A 17,763-nucleotide genomic window follows, 5' to 3' on the forward strand; every position below is an offset into this window, starting at 1 on the left:
CGTCACTGTTTTCGCATTGTTGCATTTATGTTGCATTTTGTCAGGGCTACGAGGCTGACTATAGGAAAGAACACTCAACGGATACAGCGATATAAGCGGGAATTATCACGATTTGCGGACCCTGTCACAGCTGGCAAAGCGAATGTCACACAGACAAAAGCAGGAATGCGAATCCCCTCTTAGACTGCATACACACCCTGCGAAGCATAACGAAGGAGTATTCTATGTCCGAATCACACGTCGCCATCCTGCCGGGCGTGCAGCAGTTTTTAGATCGCCAGCACGGCCTGTGGATCGAAGGGCGTCAGGCGGCATCCGATAGCGAAAAGCGTCTGAACGTCTACAACCCGGCGACCGGAGAGGTTATTGCCTCTACCGCCGATGCCAGCGTCGATGATGTCGATCGTGCGGTGATGTCTGGCTGGCGCGCCTTTGTCGCCCGAAGCTGGGCCGGACGGCTGCCGGCAGAGCGGGAACGTATCCTGCTGCGGTTTGCGGATCTGGTGGAACAGCATGGCGAAGAGCTGGCACAGCTCGAAACCCTGGAGCAGGGGAAATCGATTAACATTTCCCGCGCCTTCGAGGTGGGCTGCACCCTGAACTGGATGCGCTACACGGCAGGGCTGACCACCAAAATTGCCGGTAAAACCCTCGATCTCTCGATTCCACTGCCGCAGGGCGCGCGTTATCAGGCGTGGACGCGTAAAGAGCCGGTGGGAGTCGTGGCGGGGATTGTGCCGTGGAACTTCCCGCTGATGATTGGCATGTGGAAAGTGATGCCCGCGCTGGCGGCAGGTTGCTCCATCGTGATCAAACCGTCGGAAACCACGCCGCTCACCCTGTTACGGGTGGCGGAACTGGCGAGCGAGGCGGGGATCCCGGAGGGTGTGTTCAACGTGGTGACCGGCAGTGGCGCCGTCTGTGGCGCGGCGCTGACCTCGCACCCGCGCATTGCCAAAGTGAGCTTTACCGGTTCGACGGCGACGGGCAAGCAGATTGCCCGCGCGGCGGCGGACACGCTAACGGGCGTGACGCTGGAGCTGGGCGGCAAAAACCCGGCCATCGTGCTGAAAGATGCCGATCCGGCGTGGGTGATTGAAGGACTGATGACCGGCAGCTTCCTGAACCAGGGGCAGGTCTGCGCGGCCAGCTCGCGCATTTATATTGAGGCTCCGCTGTTCGACACGCTGGTCAGCGGGTTTGAACAGGCCGTGAAATCCCTCAGCGTCGGGCCGGGCATGTCGCCGGAGGCGTTTATCAACCCGCTGGTGTCGCGCGCCCACTGCGATAAGGTCCAGGCGTTCCTGGATGAGGCGAAGGCGCACAATGCGGAGCTGATCGCCGGGAACCGGGGGCCAGACGGCAAAGGCTATTACGTTTCGCCAACGCTGGTGGTCAACCCGGATAATCATCTGCGACTGACGCGTGAAGAGGTCTTCGGGCCGGTGGTGAACCTGGTTCGTGTGGCCGATGGGGAAGAGGCGCTTCAGCTGGCGAACGACACTGAATATGGCTTAACGGCCAGCGTCTGGACGCAGAACATCAGTAAAGCGCTGGCGTATACCGACAGGTTACAGGCCGGAACAGTGTGGGTGAACAGCCACACGCTGATAGACGCCAACCTGCCGTTCGGCGGCATGAAGCAGTCCGGCACCGGGCGCGATTTCGGCCCCGACTGGCTGGACGGCTGGTGTGAAACCAAGTCGGTGTGTGTGCGGTATTAAAAAAACGCCGGGTGGCGGCTACGCCTTACCCGGCCTACGGGATGGAGGAAAAAGGTTGGTTTTGTAGGCCGGGTAAGCGCAGCGCCACCCGGCGTAACTTACAGCGACCACCGATTCCGCCCGGCCTCCTTCGCCCTGTACAGCGCCGCATCGGCGCGGGCGATGATTTCCGGGCCGGCCAGTCCTGCGGTATAGCCTGCAATGCCCATACTCGCCGTCACACATTCACTCACCTTCGACGCGCTGTGCGGAATGGCTGCGTTGCGCAGGCCAGCCTGGATCCGCGCGGCGACTTTCTCAGCAACGCTTTCTTCGCAGTCAAAGAGGATCACCACAAACTCCTCGCCACCGTAGCGCGAAACCACATCCTCTGGCGTGCGCACCGAGGTGTTCAGCACCTCTGCCACCCGCGCGAGGCACGCATCTCCCACCTGGTGACCGTAGGTATCGTTATACAGTTTGAAGTAATCGACATCCAGCATCAGCACCGCGAAGCGTTTGCCTTGCTCCACGGCGTTTTCCAGCACCAGCTCCATCGCCCGGCGGTTGGCCGTTTTCGTCAGCGGATCCTGATGGGCCAGCGCATCCAGCCGTGAAATTAAACGCTGATTCTGCTGGTTGCGACGCCACGCCTCTTCAAACCAGCTCAACAGGATATAGCGCCCGCACACGAGAATGAACGTGAACACCACCCACAGCCCGGCAAAGCGATAATTAATTTCCTGATTCAGCAGCATGCTGGCAACGGGCAGGCTTATCCATAGCGGAACGGTGAAGCAGAGCAGTGCCACCGGGTGAAAATAGAGCGCGGTCATACCGGCCATCAGCAGGGTAACGAATATAGGCCAGGGATGAGGAAGCTGTAATACGTTGATAAACCAGTAACAACTTATCGACCACAGCAGGCTGCACATAAACAAAACGGCGCTGACGCCGCGGATGTGGCGCCAGGCCATGATCACCAGCGCCACGGAAAGGATCACCACGCCCAGCATGGAGGCGTCAATCATCTGCCGCAGCGGGGGGCTGATGTGCAGGAGGGCATCGATATGGCCGAACAGCGAATTGCGCAGCAGGACCATAAGGGCAAAGCTGGCATTCACAAAGGCGAGCCACGGCAGGTTCACGGCCAGCCCGTGAGCAACCATTGATTTACGGGTAGGCCATGTCGCGGGTTCGGGTATGGTTGAGTGTCTTTTTTCCATTGAAGAGAATTTTCCTTGAGCGGGCGGAACGTCCGCACGCGAGTGCTGCCTTTACGGGGTCACAATGTTAAACCAGAATTCAAATTTATCCATGTAACCGAGCATGGCATCGAGTTTTGCGGCATCGCCGGTCACTTTGATATCGCCGTTATCCTGCTCCAGCGCATCCGCTTCCAGGTTTCGCGCGGCCTGATTATTTGGATCGGCAAAGAGCACTGTGCTGACCACCTGGGCCACCCAGCGGTAGTTCCCCTGGTCAAAGAACTGGCAGAAATAAAACATCCCGCCATCGCGAGACTCCTGACGATCTCATTGATTCTCATCCTAAAACCTCTCAGTAAACTGTGACGTTGTTTGTGGAGACTTCGAATCCTGGTGAAAGTGTGTCAAGAAAGGCAAAAGGATTAAGCGAGGTAACAATAACTATAATCGGGGAGAGTAATTCAGCAAGTAAGCGGATGAAAAACCGGGCATTACGCCCGGTCGGTGGGTTATTTCCGCTCTTTTTGCTTGCCGAGCGTTGGCGTCTCGTCAAAGAAATTCCACGGCTTGATTAACGTATGCACCCATTCCGTCGGCATTATCGGCCACTCCTCGGCACGGGCGACATGGGTGGTGCCGGTGGTCATCCAGATGACGTTATCCTGGTCGTTCAGCGACTCGTTATCTTTGCTGTACTGGCCTAGGCCGGTATCGTGCGTGGAACGGTTCGGGTATTTTCCCTCCGGGTACATCTCGTCGGGATGGTAACGCGTCACCCAAAGCTGTTTATCCATAAAGCTCAGGCGGTGATAAATCCACTCGTCCGGGGCAAACTTCGCGCCGGACGCTACCGGGTGTGTACCGCCCGCGTAAGGGATGATCTGATACGAGACCGGGTTGCCCATGCGGTTCTCTTTGCTGGTATTGCTCAGCAGGCGGATGGTGCCCGGGTCAAACTTCTGCGCCGCCTGCTGTTCGGTGTCAATATCATACTGATTAACCTGCATGGTGCTGGTGCGCGGTCCGCCAGCGGTATTCGGTTTGACGTCCGGATCCATGGCCACCAGCTTGTTGTTGATGCCATCCACGTCCATATCCAGACGGAAGTTGTAGATGTGCTGGTGGGTGGTACCGACAATATTATGGTCGATCAGCGTTCCGTATCGGGTGTCATCCTTCGCGGTGGCATCATGCATGGTTTTCGTCTGCACGCCTTTCACTGCTTCAATGCCCGTAGCCCCTGCATCAATGCCGATAGTGCCGTTTTCGTGGAATACCCAATCGAAGATGTAATCGTAGTTACCCACGGTGCTGACCCAGCGTACCACCAGCTCGCGGCGTTCGGCGCTGACGTTGGGTTTACCTAACTCCTGATGCTTATATTCCGGCCCGGCGTAACGCTCGAAAATGGCGATCGCCCGGGGGATCTCCATTGGCGCGCCGGTGTAATCCGGGATGGTTTCGTTGAGCATCACGGCGTTAGACGGAACATCCTTGCCGCGCACCAGCGGGGAGGTCAGGGTACCCATGCCGTAATCGCCGGAGTCCAGGTAGGCTTTAAAGTACCAGCCGATATCCGGGTCGCCGTACGGCACAATCATGCCGCCGAGCGACCCCTGATACATCACCTGTCGTTTTTTGCCGTTGTCGTTATAGGTCACGGTGGAAATTATCGGGCCGACGCGTGAGTCCAGGCTCAGATGAAAATCCCAGTTCTGCCAGTGCACCCTATCCCCGGTGATGGTGTAGTTCTTGCCTTCCGGCTCGATAATCTCCAGCGGTTTTTTCACCGTTTCAACGCGGTCGCGGCCATCATAAGGGCGCGGCGTGAGCGGCACCGGCACGACCGGGCCTTCCTCAATCTTCTGGATTTTCTTCTGCTCGAGATCCACCACCGCAACTAGGTTTTCGATCGGGTGCGCCCAGTAGTTACCGTCGCCCACGTCGAGATAGCTGATCACTTTCAGCAGGCGGTCTTCCTGTTTCAGCCCATCCTTGCCGTCAAAAAAGCCGACGGTAAGCGGGGTGGTGATCACTTTCTTCGGGTCGGTAATGCCGCGCTTTTTCAGCACGGCGGCAAACTCCGGGCTTTCATTGATGATCTGCTGCACGGTATTGAAGTCATCCAGCAGCACCATGCCGTGCGCGTCTTTGATTGGCTCCCAGCGGAGGATCTTTTTCTCCTTCAGATCCACCCGGCTTTCGATGATGTGTTTACCATCAAGCATGATGATATTGGCCTGACGGGGCGCATCCACCGCCGTGCCGTTAAGCACAAAGTCCCAGACTTTGGCCTTTTCTGGCTCCGCCAGCGCAATCTGGGTAAAGCGGGTATTGGGTTTAAAATCCGCTGAGGCTTTCACGATTGCTACGGCCTGGTTGATTTCATCAGCCGTCAGCGCGTTTAACGGGTGGGGGCTTTTTTCAACCTGGAATGTCTGATCAAGACCGGACTGAAAAACATCGTTGATAAAGGTCTCCGGGATATACGCCTTATTGTTCTTCATCACCACGGGCACCTGGAGCGTCAGCGATTTGCCGTTAACGATGGCGGTGTTTGCGCCGGGTTTGACCTTCACAAAAGCACCGTCTTTGACGATGGTGAACATCTGGGCGTAATCATCCCACTGCACGTCCGCGCCAAACGCCTGAAGCGTTTTGTCCATCGGGACCATATGCGCCTCGCTGCCGTGAGCGTGAACGGGGGATTGCCAGGCGCAACAGAGCGCAACGGCCATGGCCAGTGCCGTTCTACGGGCAGAAAAAGAAGAATTGCTTCCCATCGCAGACCTCATCTTGTTGTGTTTATTGTGTTGTGTCAGCCTTATCCTGACAGGCGCGCACGAAAAGCGTTTGCCTGCATCTGCCAGGTTGTTTGTCAGTCTTGCCAGGTTAAAAAAAGACCGGGGGATATCACACCCCGGTCAGGTAGTTGTAGGCCGGGTAAGCGGAGCGACACCCGGCAAGAAAGAGGTGGGTCAGAAGTCACCCTGCTGGCGCGCCACCAGCGTCAGGATGGAGTAGAGCGCCACGGCCTGCTGGTGCTGGTTGAAGATCTCCACCGCCCATTCCACCACGCCGGTGGGTTTTTCCTCGGCATTGCGCTGTTTCTTCAGCGTTTTACGTTTACAGGTCAGGCGCACCTGAATGGTATCACCCGGCTTGACCGGCTCAATAAAGCGCAGGTTTTCCATGCCGTAGTTGGCAATAACCGGCCCAACCCCGGCATCGACAAACAGCCCCGCCGCGGCGGAAATCAGGAAATAACCGTGTACCACGCGCTCACCAAAAATCGACTCCGCCGCGCCAATTTTGTCCATATGGGCGTAGAAATGATCCCCGCTCAGGCAGGCAAAATTCACGATATCCGCTTCCGTCAGGGTACGACGCGGGGTCAGCAGGCTGTCGCCCGGCTGTAACTCCTCGAAGTATTTACGGAACGGATGAACGCGATCTTCCTGCACCTCCGCGCCACGGACCCACTGTTTACCGATCGCGGCGAGCATGGACGGGCTGCCCTGAATGGCCGTGCGCTGAAGATAGTGCTTCACCGCGCGCAGGCCGCCCAGCTCTTCGCCGCCGCCCGCACGTCCCGGACCACCGTGCACCAGCTGCGGCAGCGGTGAACCGTGGCCGGTAGATTCTTTCGAGGATTCCTGGTTGAGGATCTGAATACGTCCGTGGGCGCGCGCTGCCCCGGCAATAAACTGCCGCGCCACGCGGGTATCTGCCGTAACCAGCGTTCCCGCCAGGCTGCCGCCGCCCGCCCGCGCCAGATGCATGGCGTGTTCGGTGTTACGGCAGGGCATCAGGGTTGCGACGGGGCCAAAGGCTTCGATGGCGTGGACGGCCGGGGTTTCGTCCGGCTGCGGGCAGAACAGCAGGGTGGGTGGGAAGAATGCGCCAGCCGCCTGCAAATCGGCTTTACCACCCAGACGGATCTGGCAGCCCGCGGCAAGCAGATGATCGACTTTTTCCTGCACGTCAGCACGTTGCTCACCGTTGACGAGAGCCCCCATCTTCACCCCTTCCTGGGCCGGATCGCCGACGACTACTTTCTCCAGCCGCGCAATCAGCGCCTGGCTGACGGCGTCAACCTGCGCTTCCGGCACGATGATGCGGCGGATGGCGGTACATTTTTGTCCGGCTTTGGCGGTCATCTCGCGCACCACTTCGCGAATAAACAGTGCAAACTCCGGGTGTTCCGGCGTCACGTCCTCACCCAGCACGCAGCAGTTAAGAGAATCTGCTTCCATGGTAAACGGAATGGAATGCGCGACGATATTCGGGTGGACGCGCAGGCTCTGCCCGGTGCTGGCCGACCCGGTAAACGTCACCACGTCCTGGCTGTCGAGCTGGTTCAGCAGATCGCCCGCGCCACCGCAGATCAGGCTGATGGCGCCGTCCGGCACCAGTCCGCTCTCGACGATCGCTTTCACCATCGCCTGAGTCACCTGCGCGGTGGCGGTGGCGGGCTTGATGATGGCGGGCATCCCGGCAAGCCAGGTGGGCGCGAGCTTTTCCAGCATCCCCCAGCACGGGAAGTTGAACGCGTTGATATGCACCGCCACGCCGGATTTCGACGTTAACACGTGACGTGCCGCAAAGCCGCCTTCCTTCGACAGCGGGATCAGTTCATCCTCCGGCCACAGGGTATCGTCCGGCAGCTCACGGCTGCCGAGGCTTGCGTAGGTGAAGAGGGTGCCGATACCGCCTTCAATATCCACCCAGCTGTCGGCCTTCGTCGCGCCGGTCTGGGCTGACAGGGCATAAAACCGCTCCTTCTGGCTCAGCAGATGTTTGGCCACCGTCTTCAGCATGGCGGCGCGCTCGATAAAGCTCATTGCGCGGAGCGCTTCCCCGCCGTGTTCAATGGCGTAACGGCGCGCGGCCGCCATATCCAGCCCTTCGCTGGTGACTTCAAATAGCGTTTCCCCGCTGATGGCGTGGGTGATGGTGCGCTCGCGGCCCCGGCCTGATTGCCAGGTGCCGGACAAGAAGCTGGCTAACTGCTGCATTTCTTCTCTCCAGGTGTTTCGTAATTTCACTATAAATAGTTTGATCGTGAATCATAAAAATCAAGCTGAGTTTTAATGAATTGTTAACGTTGTGATCTGTATTGCTTAGCCTGACAACCCGAAAGCCTTGTTTCATCGGCCTTTCATGAAAAGGCTTGCGAGCGTTGTCACAAAATAAACAAACGCTTCTTGGGGTTATATTTAACCTTTGTGTAACTTTTAAGAAACCAAATGATTCACCATTTTGCTATTTGTGGTGATTTAACGAATCACAAAGGTGGTTATGTGACGCAAGAACAACGCTTTGAGCAACGCATCGCACAGGAGACGGCCATCGAGCCGCAGGACTGGATGCCGGATGCCTACCGCAAGACGCTGATCCGCCAGATTGGACAGCACGCCCATTCTGAGATTGTCGGCATGCTGCCGGAAGGAAACTGGATCACCCGCGCGCCGACGCTGCGCCGGAAAGCCATTCTGCTGGCGAAGGTGCAGGATGAAGCCGGACACGGCCTGTACCTCTACAGCGCGGCGGAAACGCTGGGCTGCGCCCGGGAGGACATCTATCAAAAGATGCTCGACGGCAAGATGAAATACTCCTCCATCTTCAACTATCCGACCCTGAGCTGGGCCGATATCGGGGTCATTGGCTGGCTGGTGGACGGGGCGGCCATTGTGAACCAGGTGGCGCTGTGCCGTACGTCTTACGGCCCGTATGCCCGGGCGATGGTGAAAATCTGTAAAGAAGAGAGCTTCCATCAGCGTCAGGGTTTTGAGGCCTGCATGGCGCTGGCGCAGGGCAGCGAAGCCCAGCGGCAAATGTTGCAGGACGCCATCAACCGTTTCTGGTGGCCCGCGCTGATGATGTTCGGACCCAACGACGACAACTCCCCAAACAGCGCCCGCAGCCTGGCCTGGAAGATCAAACGCTTTGGCAACGATGAGCTTCGCCAGCGCTTCGTGGACAACACGGTGCCTCAGGTGGAGATGCTCGGTATGACCGTGCCGGACCCCGACCTGCGTTTCGATGAAGAGAGCGGCCACTACCGCTTCGGCGAAATCGACTGGCAGGAATTTGACGAGGTGATCACCGGGCGCGGGATCTGCAACCACGAACGTCTGGCCGCAAAACGTAAAGCCTGGGACGACGGCGCATGGGTGCGTGAAGCCGCTCTGGCCCACGCGGAAAAACAACGCGCCCGCCAGGCCGCATAAGAGGAATCAACCATGAGCAATGTTTACTGGCCGTTATACGAAGTTTTTGTCCGTTCGAAGCAGGGGCTGTCGCACCGGCATGTGGGCAGCCTTCACGCTGCCGACGACCGCATGGCGCTGGAAAACGCGCGCGATGCCTATACCCGCCGCAGCGAAGGCTGTTCCATCTGGGTGGTGAAGGCGAGTGAAATCGTCGCTTCCCAGCCGGAAGAGAGCGGGGAGTTTTTCGATCCGGCGGAAAGCAAGGTCTACCGCCATCCGACGTTTTACACCATCCCTGATGGCATCGAGCATATGTGAGGTTGGGGATGAACAACGTATCTGCTTATGCCCTGCGTCTGGGCGACAACGGTCTGGTGCTCTCACAGCGTCTGGGCGCCTGGTGCGGCCACGCGCCGGAGCTGGAAATTGACCTGGCGCTCGCCAATATCGGCCTTGATCTGCTCGGGCAGGCGCGCAATTTCCTGACCTACGCCGCTGAACGGGAGGGTAAGGGCGATGAAGACACCCTGGCCTATGGCCGCGATGAGCGTCAGTTCCGCAATCTGCTGCTGGTGGAACAACCAAACGGCAGCTTCGCTGACACCATTGCCCGTCAGTATCTGATGGATGCGTGGAACGTGGCGCTCTACGAGCGGCTGATCCACAGCAGCGACAGTCAGCTTGCCGCCATCGCGGCAAAAGCCATTAAAGAGGCGCGCTATCACCTGCGCTTTAGCCGCGGCTGGCTGGTGCGGCTGGGGGACGGAACAGAAACCTCCGCACAAAAAATGCAGCAGGCGGTGGATAGCCTGTGGCGCTTTACGGCTGAACTGTTCGACGCCGACGACGTCGAGCTGGCGCTGATTGATGACGGCGTGGCGGTTGACCCGCGCGACCTGCGGGACCCGTGGGAGCGCGAAGTGTTTGCTGGCCTGGCGGAAGCCACCCTCCGCGTGCCCGAAGAGGTGGCGTATCGCACGGGCGGCAAGAAGGGGCTACATACCGAACACCTCGGGCCGATGCTGGCAGAGATGCAGTATCTCCAGCGTGTTTACCCCGGCCAGCAGTGGTAAAGGAGGACGCCATGCAACGCCTCGTCGACATCGCGCCTGCACAAATCCCGCAGATTTGGGCGCTGTTAAGCCAGATCCCCGACCCGGAAGTGCCGGTGCTGACCATCACCGACTTAGGCATGGTGCGCAGCGTGAAGGCGCAGGGGGAAGGCTGGGTCATCGGCTTCACGCCAACCTATTCGGGCTGTCCGGCAACGGAGCATCTGCTGGGGGCGATCCGCGAAACCCTGACCGAAAACGGCTTTAGCCCGGTACATATTGTGCTGCAACTGGAGCCCGCCTGGACCACCGACTGGATGACCGACGATGCCCGCCGGCGCCTGCGTGAATATGGCATCAGCCCGCCTGTCGGCCATAGCTGCCATGCCCACGTTCCCGCGGAGGTGAGCTGCCCGCGCTGTGCGAGCACCGATACCTCGCTTATCAGTGAATTTGGTTCTACGGCCTGCAAAGCGCTCTATCGCTGCAATACCTGCCGTGAGCCCTTCGACTATTTCAAATGTATTTGAGGCTGCCATGACAACGTTTCATTCATTAACAGTGGCAAAAGTAGAACCCGAAACCCGCGACGCGGTGACCATTACCTTCGCGGTGCCGCAGGCGTTACAGGAGGCGTACCGCTTCCGTCCCGGTCAGCATCTGACCCTGAAAGCCAGTCCTGGCGGGGATGAACTGCGCCGCTGCTACTCCATCTGCCGGAGCACCGCGTGCGGTGAGATCAGCGTGGCGGTCAAAGCCATCGAGGGCGGACGTTTTTCCCGCTATGCCCGGGACGAGATCAAACCGGGCATGGTGCTGGAGGTGATGGTGCCCCAGGGGCAGTTTGGCTATCAGCCGCAGGCCGAACGCGAAGGCCACTATCTGGCGATTGCCGCCGGGTCCGGGATCACCCCGATGCTGGCGATTATGTCCGCTACGCTGGCCACTGAAGCCCACAGCCACTTCACCCTGATTTACGGCAACCGCAGCAGCCAGAGCATGATGTTCCGCCGGGCGCTGGCAGACCTGAAAGACAAATACCCGCAGCGTTTGCAGCTGATCGCCATCTTCAGCCAGGAGACGCTCGACAGCGATCTGCTCCATGGCCGCATTGACGGGGAAAAGCTCCAGGCGCTGGCAAAAACGCTGGTGAATTTCCGTCAGTACGATGAAGCCTTCATCTGCGGCCCGTCGGCGATGATGGATGAGGCCGAAGCGGCGCTGCAAGCGCTGGGTATGCCGGAAAAAGCGATCCATCTTGAGCGCTTTAACACGCCGGGTACCGCCGTTAAACGGACAGCCAGCGTGCAGGCCGACGGGCAGAAGGTCACCGTCCGTCAGGACGGGCGCGACAGGGAGATCACCCTGACGGCGGACGACGAGAGCATTCTTGACGCGGCCCTGCGTCAGGGGGCGGATCTGCCTTACGCCTGCAAGGGCGGCGTATGCGCCACCTGCAAATGCAAAGTGCTGCGCGGAAAAGTCGATATGGCGACCAACTACAGCCTGGAGCCGGACGAGCTGGCCGCAGGCTATGTGCTGAGCTGTCAGGCGCTGCCGTTAACCGCCGACGTTATCGTCGATTTTGATGCGAAGGGGATGGCATGAGTGAACTGATTGTCACCCGTCACGGTCGCGTGTTGCAGCTGACGCTTAACCGTCCGGCGGCGCGCAACGCGCTCAACAATGCGCTGCTCCTGCAAATCGCGGAGCAGCTTGAGGCCGCCGCCGCGGATGCTGAGATCGCCGTCTGCGTGGTGTACGGCAACGAACGCTGCTTTGCCGCCGGGGCCGATCTCAACGAAATGGCGGAGAAAGACCTGCCCGCCACCCTGAACGATATCCGTCCGCAGCTGTGGGCGCGGATCAACGCCTTCACCAAACCGCTGATTGCCGCCGTGAACGGCTTCGCGCTGGGGGCTGGCTGTGAGCTGGCGCTGCTCTGCGATGTCGTGATTGCCGGCGATAACGCCCGTTTTGGCCTGCCGGAAATCACCCTCGGGATCATGCCGGGCGCAGGCGGCACCCAGCGGCTGATCCGCAGCGTGGGTAAATCGCTGGCCAGCAAAATGGTGCTGACGGGCGAAAGCATCACGGCGGTTCAGGCGCACAGCGCCGGGCTGGTCAGCGACGTCTACCCGGCCTCGCTGACGCTGGAGTACGCCCTGAAACAGGCGGCGCTGATGGCGCGCCACTCGCCGCTGGCGCTACAGGCGGCGAAGCAGGCGCTTCGCCAGTCGCAGGAAGTCCCGCTTCAGGCCGGGCTGGCGCAGGAGCGTCAGCTGTTTGCGCTGCTCGCGGCCACCGACGATCGCCGGGAAGGTATCAACGCCTTTTTACAAAAACGCACCCCAGACTTTAAAGGACGCTAATTGTGGAATCTATTCTGAGTCATGTTGAGCAGGGCGTAATGACCATTACGCTGAACCGCCCGGAGCGCCTGAACAGCTTTAACGACGTCATGCACCAGCAGCTTTCCGAATGCCTGAAGCAGGCCGAGCGCGATGACGCCATCCGCTGCCTGCTGATCACCGGGGCAGGACGCGGTTTCTGCGCCGGGCAGGATCTTAACGACCGTAACGTCGACCCGAACGGCCCCGCGCCCGATCTGGGCATGTCCGTTGAGACTTTTTACAACCCGCTGGTGCGCCGCCTGGCAAAACTGCCGAAGCCGGTGATTTGCGCGGTTAACGGCGTGGCGGCGGGCGCGGGGGCCACGCTGGCCCTCGGCTGCGACATGGTGATTGCGGCCCGTTCAGCCAGCTTTGTGATGGCCTTCAGCAAGCTCGGGCTGGTACCGGACTGCGGCGGCACCTGGCTGCTGCCGCGCGTGGCCGGACGCGCGCGCGCCATGGGGCTGGCATTGCTGGGCGATAGGCTCAGCGCCGAGCAGGCACAGGCCTGGGGAATGATCTGGCAGGTGGTGGACGACGACCAGCTCTCCGCCACCGCACAGCAGATGGCGCTGCATTTTGCCTCGCAGCCGACCTTTGGCCTGGGCTTGATCAAGCAGGCGATCAACGCCGCCGAAACCAATACCCTCGACGCCCAGCTTGATCTGGAGCGCGACTATCAACGTCTGGCCGGACGCAGCGACGACTACCGGGAAGGCGTCAGCGCGTTCCTGGCAAAACGCGCGCCGAACTTTACGGGGAAATAAGATGGTGAATATCCATACGGTCGCCGTCATTGGCAGCGGCACCATGGGCGCCGGTATTGCCGAAGTGGCAGCCAGCCACGGTCATCCGGTTCTGGTGTACGACATTGATGCAGCGGCGATTTCCCGCGCCATCGACGGCATTCGTCAGCGGCTCTCCTCTCGCGTTGCGCGCGGAAAACTCTCTGCCGACGCCGGGGAACAAATCCTCGCCCGCCTGACGCCGGTGACGACTATCAGTGCTCTGGCGAAAGCCGATCTGGTGATCGAGGCGGCCTCCGAGCGGCTTGAGGTAAAAAAAGCGCTGTTTACCCAGCTGGCAGAGATCTGCCCGCCGCAGACGCTGCTTGCCAGCAATACCTCGTCCATTTCCGTTACCGCGATTGCAGCGGAGATAAACCACCCTGAACGCGTCGCCGGGCTGCACTTCTTCAATCCTGCCCCGGTGATGAAGCTGGTGGAAGTGGTCAGCGGGCTGGCGACCTCTCCCGAAGTGGCCGATGCACTGTGCGAGCTGGCGTTGAGCTGGGGAAAGCAGCCGGTACGCTGCCAGTCCACGCCGGGGTTTATCGTCAACCGCGTGGCGCGCCCGTTCTACTCGGAAGCCTGGCGCGCGCTGGAAGAGCAGGTGGCAACGCCCGAGGTGATCGACGCCGCCCTGCGAGACGGCGGAGGCTTCCCGATGGGGCCGCTTGAGCTGACGGACATGATAGGTCAGGACGTCAACTTTGCCGTGACCTGCTCCGTGTTTAACGCCTTCTGGCAGGAGCGTCGTTTTCTGCCGTCGCTGGTGCAGCAGGAGCTGGTGCTGGCGGGGCGTCTGGGTAAGAAAAGCGGGCAGGGCGTTTACCGCTGGCTGGAGGAGAAACCCGCCGTCAGCTGGCTCGCCCCGGTCAGCGACAGCTACAGCCCGATGCGCGCACAGCGAAGAAGTGACGGTGTCACGGAAATTGACGATCTGTTGCTGATCGAAACGCAGGGTGAAACCGCGCAGTCGCTGGCGCTGCGCCACGGCTGCCCGGTGGTGGTGGTCGACCGCATCGAGCGGGATGTGGCCGTGATAGCCGCCGCACCGGGCAACCCGCACGCCGCCACGCAGAAAGCCATTTACTGGTTGCAGCATCAGGAGAAACGGGTGGTACAGATTGCCGATTACCCCGGCCTGCTGGTCTGGCGCACGGTAGCGATGATTGCCAACGAAGCGCTGGACGCTTTGCAAAAAGGGGTCGCCAGCGAGCAAGACATCGATACCGCCATGCGCTTAGGGGTCAACTATCCCTGCGGGCCCATCGCCTGGGGCGAGCGCCTTGGCTGGCAGCGTCTGTTAACGCTGCTGGAGAATCTGCAACGTCACTACGGCGAGGAACGCTATCGCCCCTGTTCACTGCTGCGCCAGCGTGCGCTTCTGGAGAGTAGCTATGAGTCATAACGCCTGGCATAACGCCCGCGCGATGTACGAACGGGACGCCTGCGCGCAGGCGATGGGGATGGACATTATCGACATGGGCGAGGGCTACGCGGTGGTGACCATGACCATCACCCCGCAGATGCTCAACGGGCATAAAACCTGCCACGGCGGACAGCTGTTCTCGCTGGCCGATACCGCCTTTGCCTACGCCTGCAATAGTCAGGGACTGGCGGCGGTGGCCTCAGGCTGCGCTATCGATTTTCTGCGTCCGGGCTTTGCCGGAGATAAGCTCACCGCCACCGCGCGGGTGAAGCATCAGGGCAAACTGACCGGCGTCTACGACATTGAAATTCAGAACCAACAACAGAAAACCGTCGCTCTTTTTCGCGGGAAATCGCACCGCACTGGCGGCAGTGTGACAGGAGAAGCCTGATGAGTGACGCATTTATTTGTGAGGGGGTGCGTACCCCGGTTGGTCGCTACGGCGGAGGATTATCCAGCGTGCGCGCCGATGACTTAGGTGCCGTGCCGCTGCGTGCGCTGCTGTCGCGTTACCCGCAGCTCGATCTGGAGCGCATAGATGACGTGATCTTCGGCTGCGCGAACCAGGCCGGGGAGGATAACCGCAACGTGGCGCGCATGTCGGCGCTGCTGGCCGGGCTGCCGCAGACGGTATCCGGCTCCACCATTAACCGCCTGTGCGGCTCCGGTCTGGATGCCATTGGCTTTGCGGCGCGCGCCATCAGGGCCGGGGATGGCGATCTGCTGATCGCCGGTGGCGTCGAATCCATGTCCCGTGCGCCGTTCGTGATGGGCAAAGCCACGGCGGCGTTTCAGCGTCAGGCGGAGATCTTCGACACCACCATCGGCTGGCGATTTGTGAATCCGCTCATGCATCAGCAATACGGAACTGACAGCATGCCGGAAACGGCAGAGAATGTAGCGGAATTGTTAAATATAAGCCGTGCCGATCAGGACGCATTTGCCCTGCGCAGTCAGCAGCGCACCGCGCGGGCGCAGCAGAATGGCGTTCTGGCGCAGGAGATTATCCCGGTACAGGTGGCCGGGAAAAAAGGTGCGGTAACGGAAGTGAGCGTGGACGAGCATCCGCGCGCCGAAACCACCCTGGAACAGCTTGCCGCGCTGAAAGCCCCGTTCCGTAAGAACGGTGTGGTGACGGCGGGGAACGCCTCTGGCGTTAACGACGGCGCGGCGGCGCTGATTATCGCCAGCGAGCCGATGGCGCTTGCCCAGGGGTTAACCCCGCGCACCCGCATTGTGGCTATGGCGACCGCGGGCGTCGAGCCGCGCCTGATGGGATTAGGCCCGGTGCCCGCCACCCGCAAGGTGCTGGAGCGTGCCGGACTCAGTATCACCGATATGGACGTCATTGAGCTTAACGAAGCCTTCGCCGCACAGGCGCTGGGCGTGCTGCGTCAGCTGGGCTTGCCGGATGACGCGGAGCATGTCAACCCGAACGGCGGGGCGATCGCGCTAGGTCATCCGCTGGGAATGAGCGGTGCCAGACTGGCGCTGGCCGCAAGCAATGAATTGCACCGACGCGGCGGGCGCTACGCGCTGTGTACGATGTGCATCGGTGTGGGTCAGGGCATTGCCATGATCCTTGAGCGTGTTTGAGCGAACAATAATGTGAGTACCCTGCGATGATAAATACAACAAAGCTTGATCCGATCGAAACCGCGTCCATTGATGAATTGCAGGCGTTGCAGACCGCGCGCCTGAAGTGGACGCTGCACCACGCCTACAACAACGTTCCGATGTACAAACGCAAGTTTGATGCCGCGGGCGTTCACCCTGACGACTTCAACGAGCTGGCGGACCTGCAAAAATTCCCGTGCACCACCAAGCAGGATCTGCGCGACAACTACCCGTTTGATACCTTTGCGGTGCCGATGGAACAGGTGGTACGCATCCATGCCTCGTCGGGCACCACCGGAAAGCCGACCGTGGTGGGGTATACCCAGAATGATATCGACAACTGGGCCAATATCGTCGCCCGTTCCCTGCGCGCCGCCGGGGGCAGCGCGAAGGATAAAATTCACGTCGCCTACGGTTACGGGCTCTTCACCGGCGGGCTGGGGGCGCACTACGGTGCCGAGCGTCTGGGAGCGACGGTGATCCCGATGTCCGGCGGCCAGACGGAGAAGCAGGCGCAGCTGATCCGCGATTTCCAGCCGGATATGATCATGGTGACGCCGTCTTACTGCCTGAACCTGATTGAAGAGCTGGAGCGTCAGATGGGCGGCGATGCCAGCGCCTGTTCCCTGCGCGTCGGCGTGTTTGGCGCCGAGCCGTGGACGCAGGCGATGCGCCGCGAAATTGAAAAACGGCTGGGCATTACCGCGCTGGATATCTATGGTCTCTCCGAAGTGATGGGGCCGGGCGTGGCGATGGAGTGTCTTGAAACCGCTGACGGCCCGACCATCTGGGAAGATCACTTCTACCCGGAGATCGTCAACCCGAATGACGGCACGCCGCTGGCCGACGGCGAGCAGGGTGAGCTGCTGTTCACCACGCTGACCAAAGAGGCGCTGCCGGTGATCCGCTACCGCACCCGCGATCTGACGCGCCTGCTGCCGGGCACCGCACGCACCATGCGCCGGATGGATCGCATCAGCGGGCGCAGCGACGACATGCTCATCATTCGCGGGGTTAACGTCTTCCCGTCACAGCTGGAAGAGGAGATCGTTAAGTTCGAACACCTTTCGCCGCACTATCAGCTGGAGGTGAACCGCCGCGGGCATCTTGATTCACTTTCGGTGAAGGTCGAGCTGAAACAGAGCAGCTTAACGCTGACCCATGAACAGCGCTGTCAGGTCTGCCATCAGCTGCGTCATCGGATTAAATCGATGGTGGGGATCTCGACCGACGTGATGATCGTGAACTGCGGCAGTATACCGCGCTCCGAGGGTAAAGCCTGCCGGGTGTTTGATTTGCGTAAAGTGGCAGCCAACGGTTGAATTTCCCTCACCCCAGCCCTCTCCCAAAGGGAGAGGGTG

Annotated in this window: 15 protein-coding genes and 1 pseudogene; 12 read left to right on the forward strand and 4 right to left on the reverse strand. The window is 60.2% G+C overall.

What is annotated here, in order from left to right; genetic code table 11:
- The first annotated feature begins 224 nt into the window (after positions 1 to 224).
- Entirely contained in the window at positions 225 to 1,724 is a 1,500-nt protein-coding gene (locus ACJTMZ_RS00515) for an aldehyde dehydrogenase family protein (RefSeq protein WP_017384522.1), read from the forward strand.
- Between the two features lie 98 nt (positions 1,725 to 1,822).
- On the opposite strand, the gene ACJTMZ_RS00520 is transcribed toward ACJTMZ_RS00515, so the two are convergent.
- The 4 genes and pseudogenes from ACJTMZ_RS00520 to paaZ all read right to left on the reverse strand — a co-directional run bounded on the left by ACJTMZ_RS00520 (position 1,823) and on the right by paaZ (position 7,929).
- Positions 1,823 to 2,929, reverse strand: a complete 1,107-nt coding sequence (locus tag ACJTMZ_RS00520) for a membrane-associated sensor domain-containing protein (RefSeq protein WP_252010575.1) — start codon at positions 2,927 to 2,929, stop codon at positions 1,823 to 1,825.
- 51 nt (positions 2,930 to 2,980) lie between these two features.
- Positions 2,981 to 3,190: pseudogene (locus ACJTMZ_RS00525) on the reverse strand (alkyl sulfatase dimerization domain-containing protein); the annotation flags it as partial.
- Positions 3,191 to 3,420: 230 nt separating this feature from the next.
- The gene (gene tynA, locus ACJTMZ_RS00530; protein ID WP_408626801.1) at positions 3,421 to 5,694 is read right to left on the reverse strand and encodes a primary-amine oxidase; all 2,274 of its coding nucleotides are present in this window, start codon (positions 5,692 to 5,694) and stop codon (positions 3,421 to 3,423) included.
- Between the two features lie 195 nt (positions 5,695 to 5,889).
- Positions 5,890 to 7,929: a phenylacetic acid degradation bifunctional protein PaaZ gene (paaZ, locus tag ACJTMZ_RS00535; protein ID WP_252010578.1), complete on the reverse strand. Its 2,040-nt coding sequence runs from the start codon at positions 7,927 to 7,929 to the stop codon at positions 5,890 to 5,892.
- 285 nt (positions 7,930 to 8,214) lie between these two features.
- Between paaZ and paaA the strand changes: the two genes are divergently transcribed.
- From paaA to paaK, 11 genes are read left to right on the forward strand one after another with little or no spacing between them, the layout of a single operon-like run.
- Complete coding sequence (gene paaA, locus ACJTMZ_RS00540) at positions 8,215 to 9,144, forward strand: 1,2-phenylacetyl-CoA epoxidase subunit PaaA (RefSeq protein WP_154054575.1); 930 nt, start codon at positions 8,215 to 8,217, stop codon at positions 9,142 to 9,144.
- A gap of 12 nt (positions 9,145 to 9,156) precedes the next feature.
- Positions 9,157 to 9,444, forward strand: coding sequence for a 1,2-phenylacetyl-CoA epoxidase subunit PaaB (gene paaB / locus ACJTMZ_RS00545; RefSeq protein WP_003857353.1), 288 nt, complete (start codon positions 9,157 to 9,159; stop codon positions 9,442 to 9,444).
- Between the two features lie 8 nt (positions 9,445 to 9,452).
- Positions 9,453 to 10,199, forward strand: coding sequence for a 1,2-phenylacetyl-CoA epoxidase subunit PaaC (gene paaC, locus ACJTMZ_RS00550; protein ID WP_015570597.1), 747 nt, complete (start codon positions 9,453 to 9,455; stop codon positions 10,197 to 10,199).
- Between the two features lie 11 nt (positions 10,200 to 10,210).
- A complete protein-coding gene (paaD, locus tag ACJTMZ_RS00555; RefSeq protein WP_015570596.1) occupies positions 10,211 to 10,708 on the forward strand; it encodes a 1,2-phenylacetyl-CoA epoxidase subunit PaaD in 498 nt (165 codons plus the stop codon).
- Positions 10,709 to 10,715: 7 nt separating this feature from the next.
- A complete protein-coding gene (gene paaE, locus ACJTMZ_RS00560) occupies positions 10,716 to 11,786 on the forward strand; it encodes a 1,2-phenylacetyl-CoA epoxidase subunit PaaE (RefSeq protein ID WP_059295612.1) in 1,071 nt (356 codons plus the stop codon).
- Positions 11,783 to 12,550, forward strand: a complete 768-nt coding sequence (paaF, locus tag ACJTMZ_RS00565; protein WP_045141540.1) for a 2,3-dehydroadipyl-CoA hydratase PaaF — start codon at positions 11,783 to 11,785, stop codon at positions 12,548 to 12,550. The genes paaE and paaF overlap by 4 nt, the downstream gene beginning before the upstream one ends.
- The gene (gene paaG, locus ACJTMZ_RS00570; protein ID WP_408626874.1) at positions 12,550 to 13,338 is read left to right on the forward strand and encodes a 2-(1,2-epoxy-1,2-dihydrophenyl)acetyl-CoA isomerase PaaG; all 789 of its coding nucleotides are present in this window, start codon (positions 12,550 to 12,552) and stop codon (positions 13,336 to 13,338) included. The genes paaF and paaG overlap by 1 nt, the downstream gene beginning before the upstream one ends.
- Before the next feature lies 1 nt (position 13,339).
- Positions 13,340 to 14,764 (forward strand): 3-hydroxyacyl-CoA dehydrogenase PaaH, encoded by a 1,425-nt coding sequence (gene paaH, locus ACJTMZ_RS00575; protein WP_058700920.1) that lies wholly within the window; start codon positions 13,340 to 13,342, stop codon positions 14,762 to 14,764.
- Positions 14,754 to 15,176 (forward strand): hydroxyphenylacetyl-CoA thioesterase PaaI, encoded by a 423-nt coding sequence (paaI, locus tag ACJTMZ_RS00580; RefSeq protein ID WP_015570592.1) that lies wholly within the window; start codon positions 14,754 to 14,756, stop codon positions 15,174 to 15,176. Before paaH ends, paaI begins: the two co-directional genes overlap by 11 nt.
- Entirely contained in the window at positions 15,176 to 16,381 is a 1,206-nt protein-coding gene (gene pcaF / locus ACJTMZ_RS00585; RefSeq protein ID WP_058686410.1) for a 3-oxoadipyl-CoA thiolase, read from the forward strand. Before paaI ends, pcaF begins: the two co-directional genes overlap by 1 nt.
- 26 nt (positions 16,382 to 16,407) lie before the next feature.
- Positions 16,408 to 17,724, forward strand: a complete 1,317-nt coding sequence (paaK, locus tag ACJTMZ_RS00590) for a phenylacetate--CoA ligase PaaK (protein ID WP_032648224.1) — start codon at positions 16,408 to 16,410, stop codon at positions 17,722 to 17,724.
- Positions 17,725 to 17,763: the final 39 nt, after the last annotated feature.

Source organism: Enterobacter sp. DN, from assembly GCF_046054285.1.
Lineage (GTDB): Bacteria > Pseudomonadota > Gammaproteobacteria > Enterobacterales > Enterobacteriaceae > Enterobacter > Enterobacter hormaechei_C.

What these genes read in the sequence shown, in the direction of transcription:
- pcaF (WP_058686410.1), top strand. Translation starts at nt 15,176, where the DNA reads ATGAGTGACGCATTTATTTGTGAGGGGGTGCGTACCCCGGTTGGTCGC.
- paaI (WP_015570592.1), top strand. Translation starts at nt 14,754, where the DNA reads ATGAGTCATAACGCCTGGCATAACGCCCGCGCGATGTACGAACGGGAC.
- paaH (WP_058700920.1), top strand. Translation starts at nt 13,340, where the DNA reads ATGGTGAATATCCATACGGTCGCCGTCATTGGCAGCGGCACCATGGGC.
- tynA (WP_408626801.1), bottom strand. Translation starts at nt 5,694, where the DNA reads ATGGGAAGCAATTCTTCTTTTTCTGCCCGTAGAACGGCACTGGCCATG.
- paaE (WP_059295612.1), top strand. Translation starts at nt 10,716, where the DNA reads ATGACAACGTTTCATTCATTAACAGTGGCAAAAGTAGAACCCGAAACC.
- paaC (WP_015570597.1), top strand. Translation starts at nt 9,453, where the DNA reads ATGAACAACGTATCTGCTTATGCCCTGCGTCTGGGCGACAACGGTCTG.
- paaK (WP_032648224.1), top strand. Translation starts at nt 16,408, where the DNA reads ATGATAAATACAACAAAGCTTGATCCGATCGAAACCGCGTCCATTGAT.
- paaZ (WP_252010578.1), bottom strand. Translation starts at nt 7,929, where the DNA reads ATGCAGCAGTTAGCCAGCTTCTTGTCCGGCACCTGGCAATCAGGCCGG.
- paaD (WP_015570596.1), top strand. Translation starts at nt 10,211, where the DNA reads ATGCAACGCCTCGTCGACATCGCGCCTGCACAAATCCCGCAGATTTGG.
- paaB (WP_003857353.1), top strand. Translation starts at nt 9,157, where the DNA reads ATGAGCAATGTTTACTGGCCGTTATACGAAGTTTTTGTCCGTTCGAAG.
- ACJTMZ_RS00515 (WP_017384522.1), top strand. Translation starts at nt 225, where the DNA reads ATGTCCGAATCACACGTCGCCATCCTGCCGGGCGTGCAGCAGTTTTTA.
- paaF (WP_045141540.1), top strand. Translation starts at nt 11,783, where the DNA reads ATGAGTGAACTGATTGTCACCCGTCACGGTCGCGTGTTGCAGCTGACG.
- ACJTMZ_RS00520 (WP_252010575.1), bottom strand. Translation starts at nt 2,929, where the DNA reads ATGGAAAAAAGACACTCAACCATACCCGAACCCGCGACATGGCCTACC.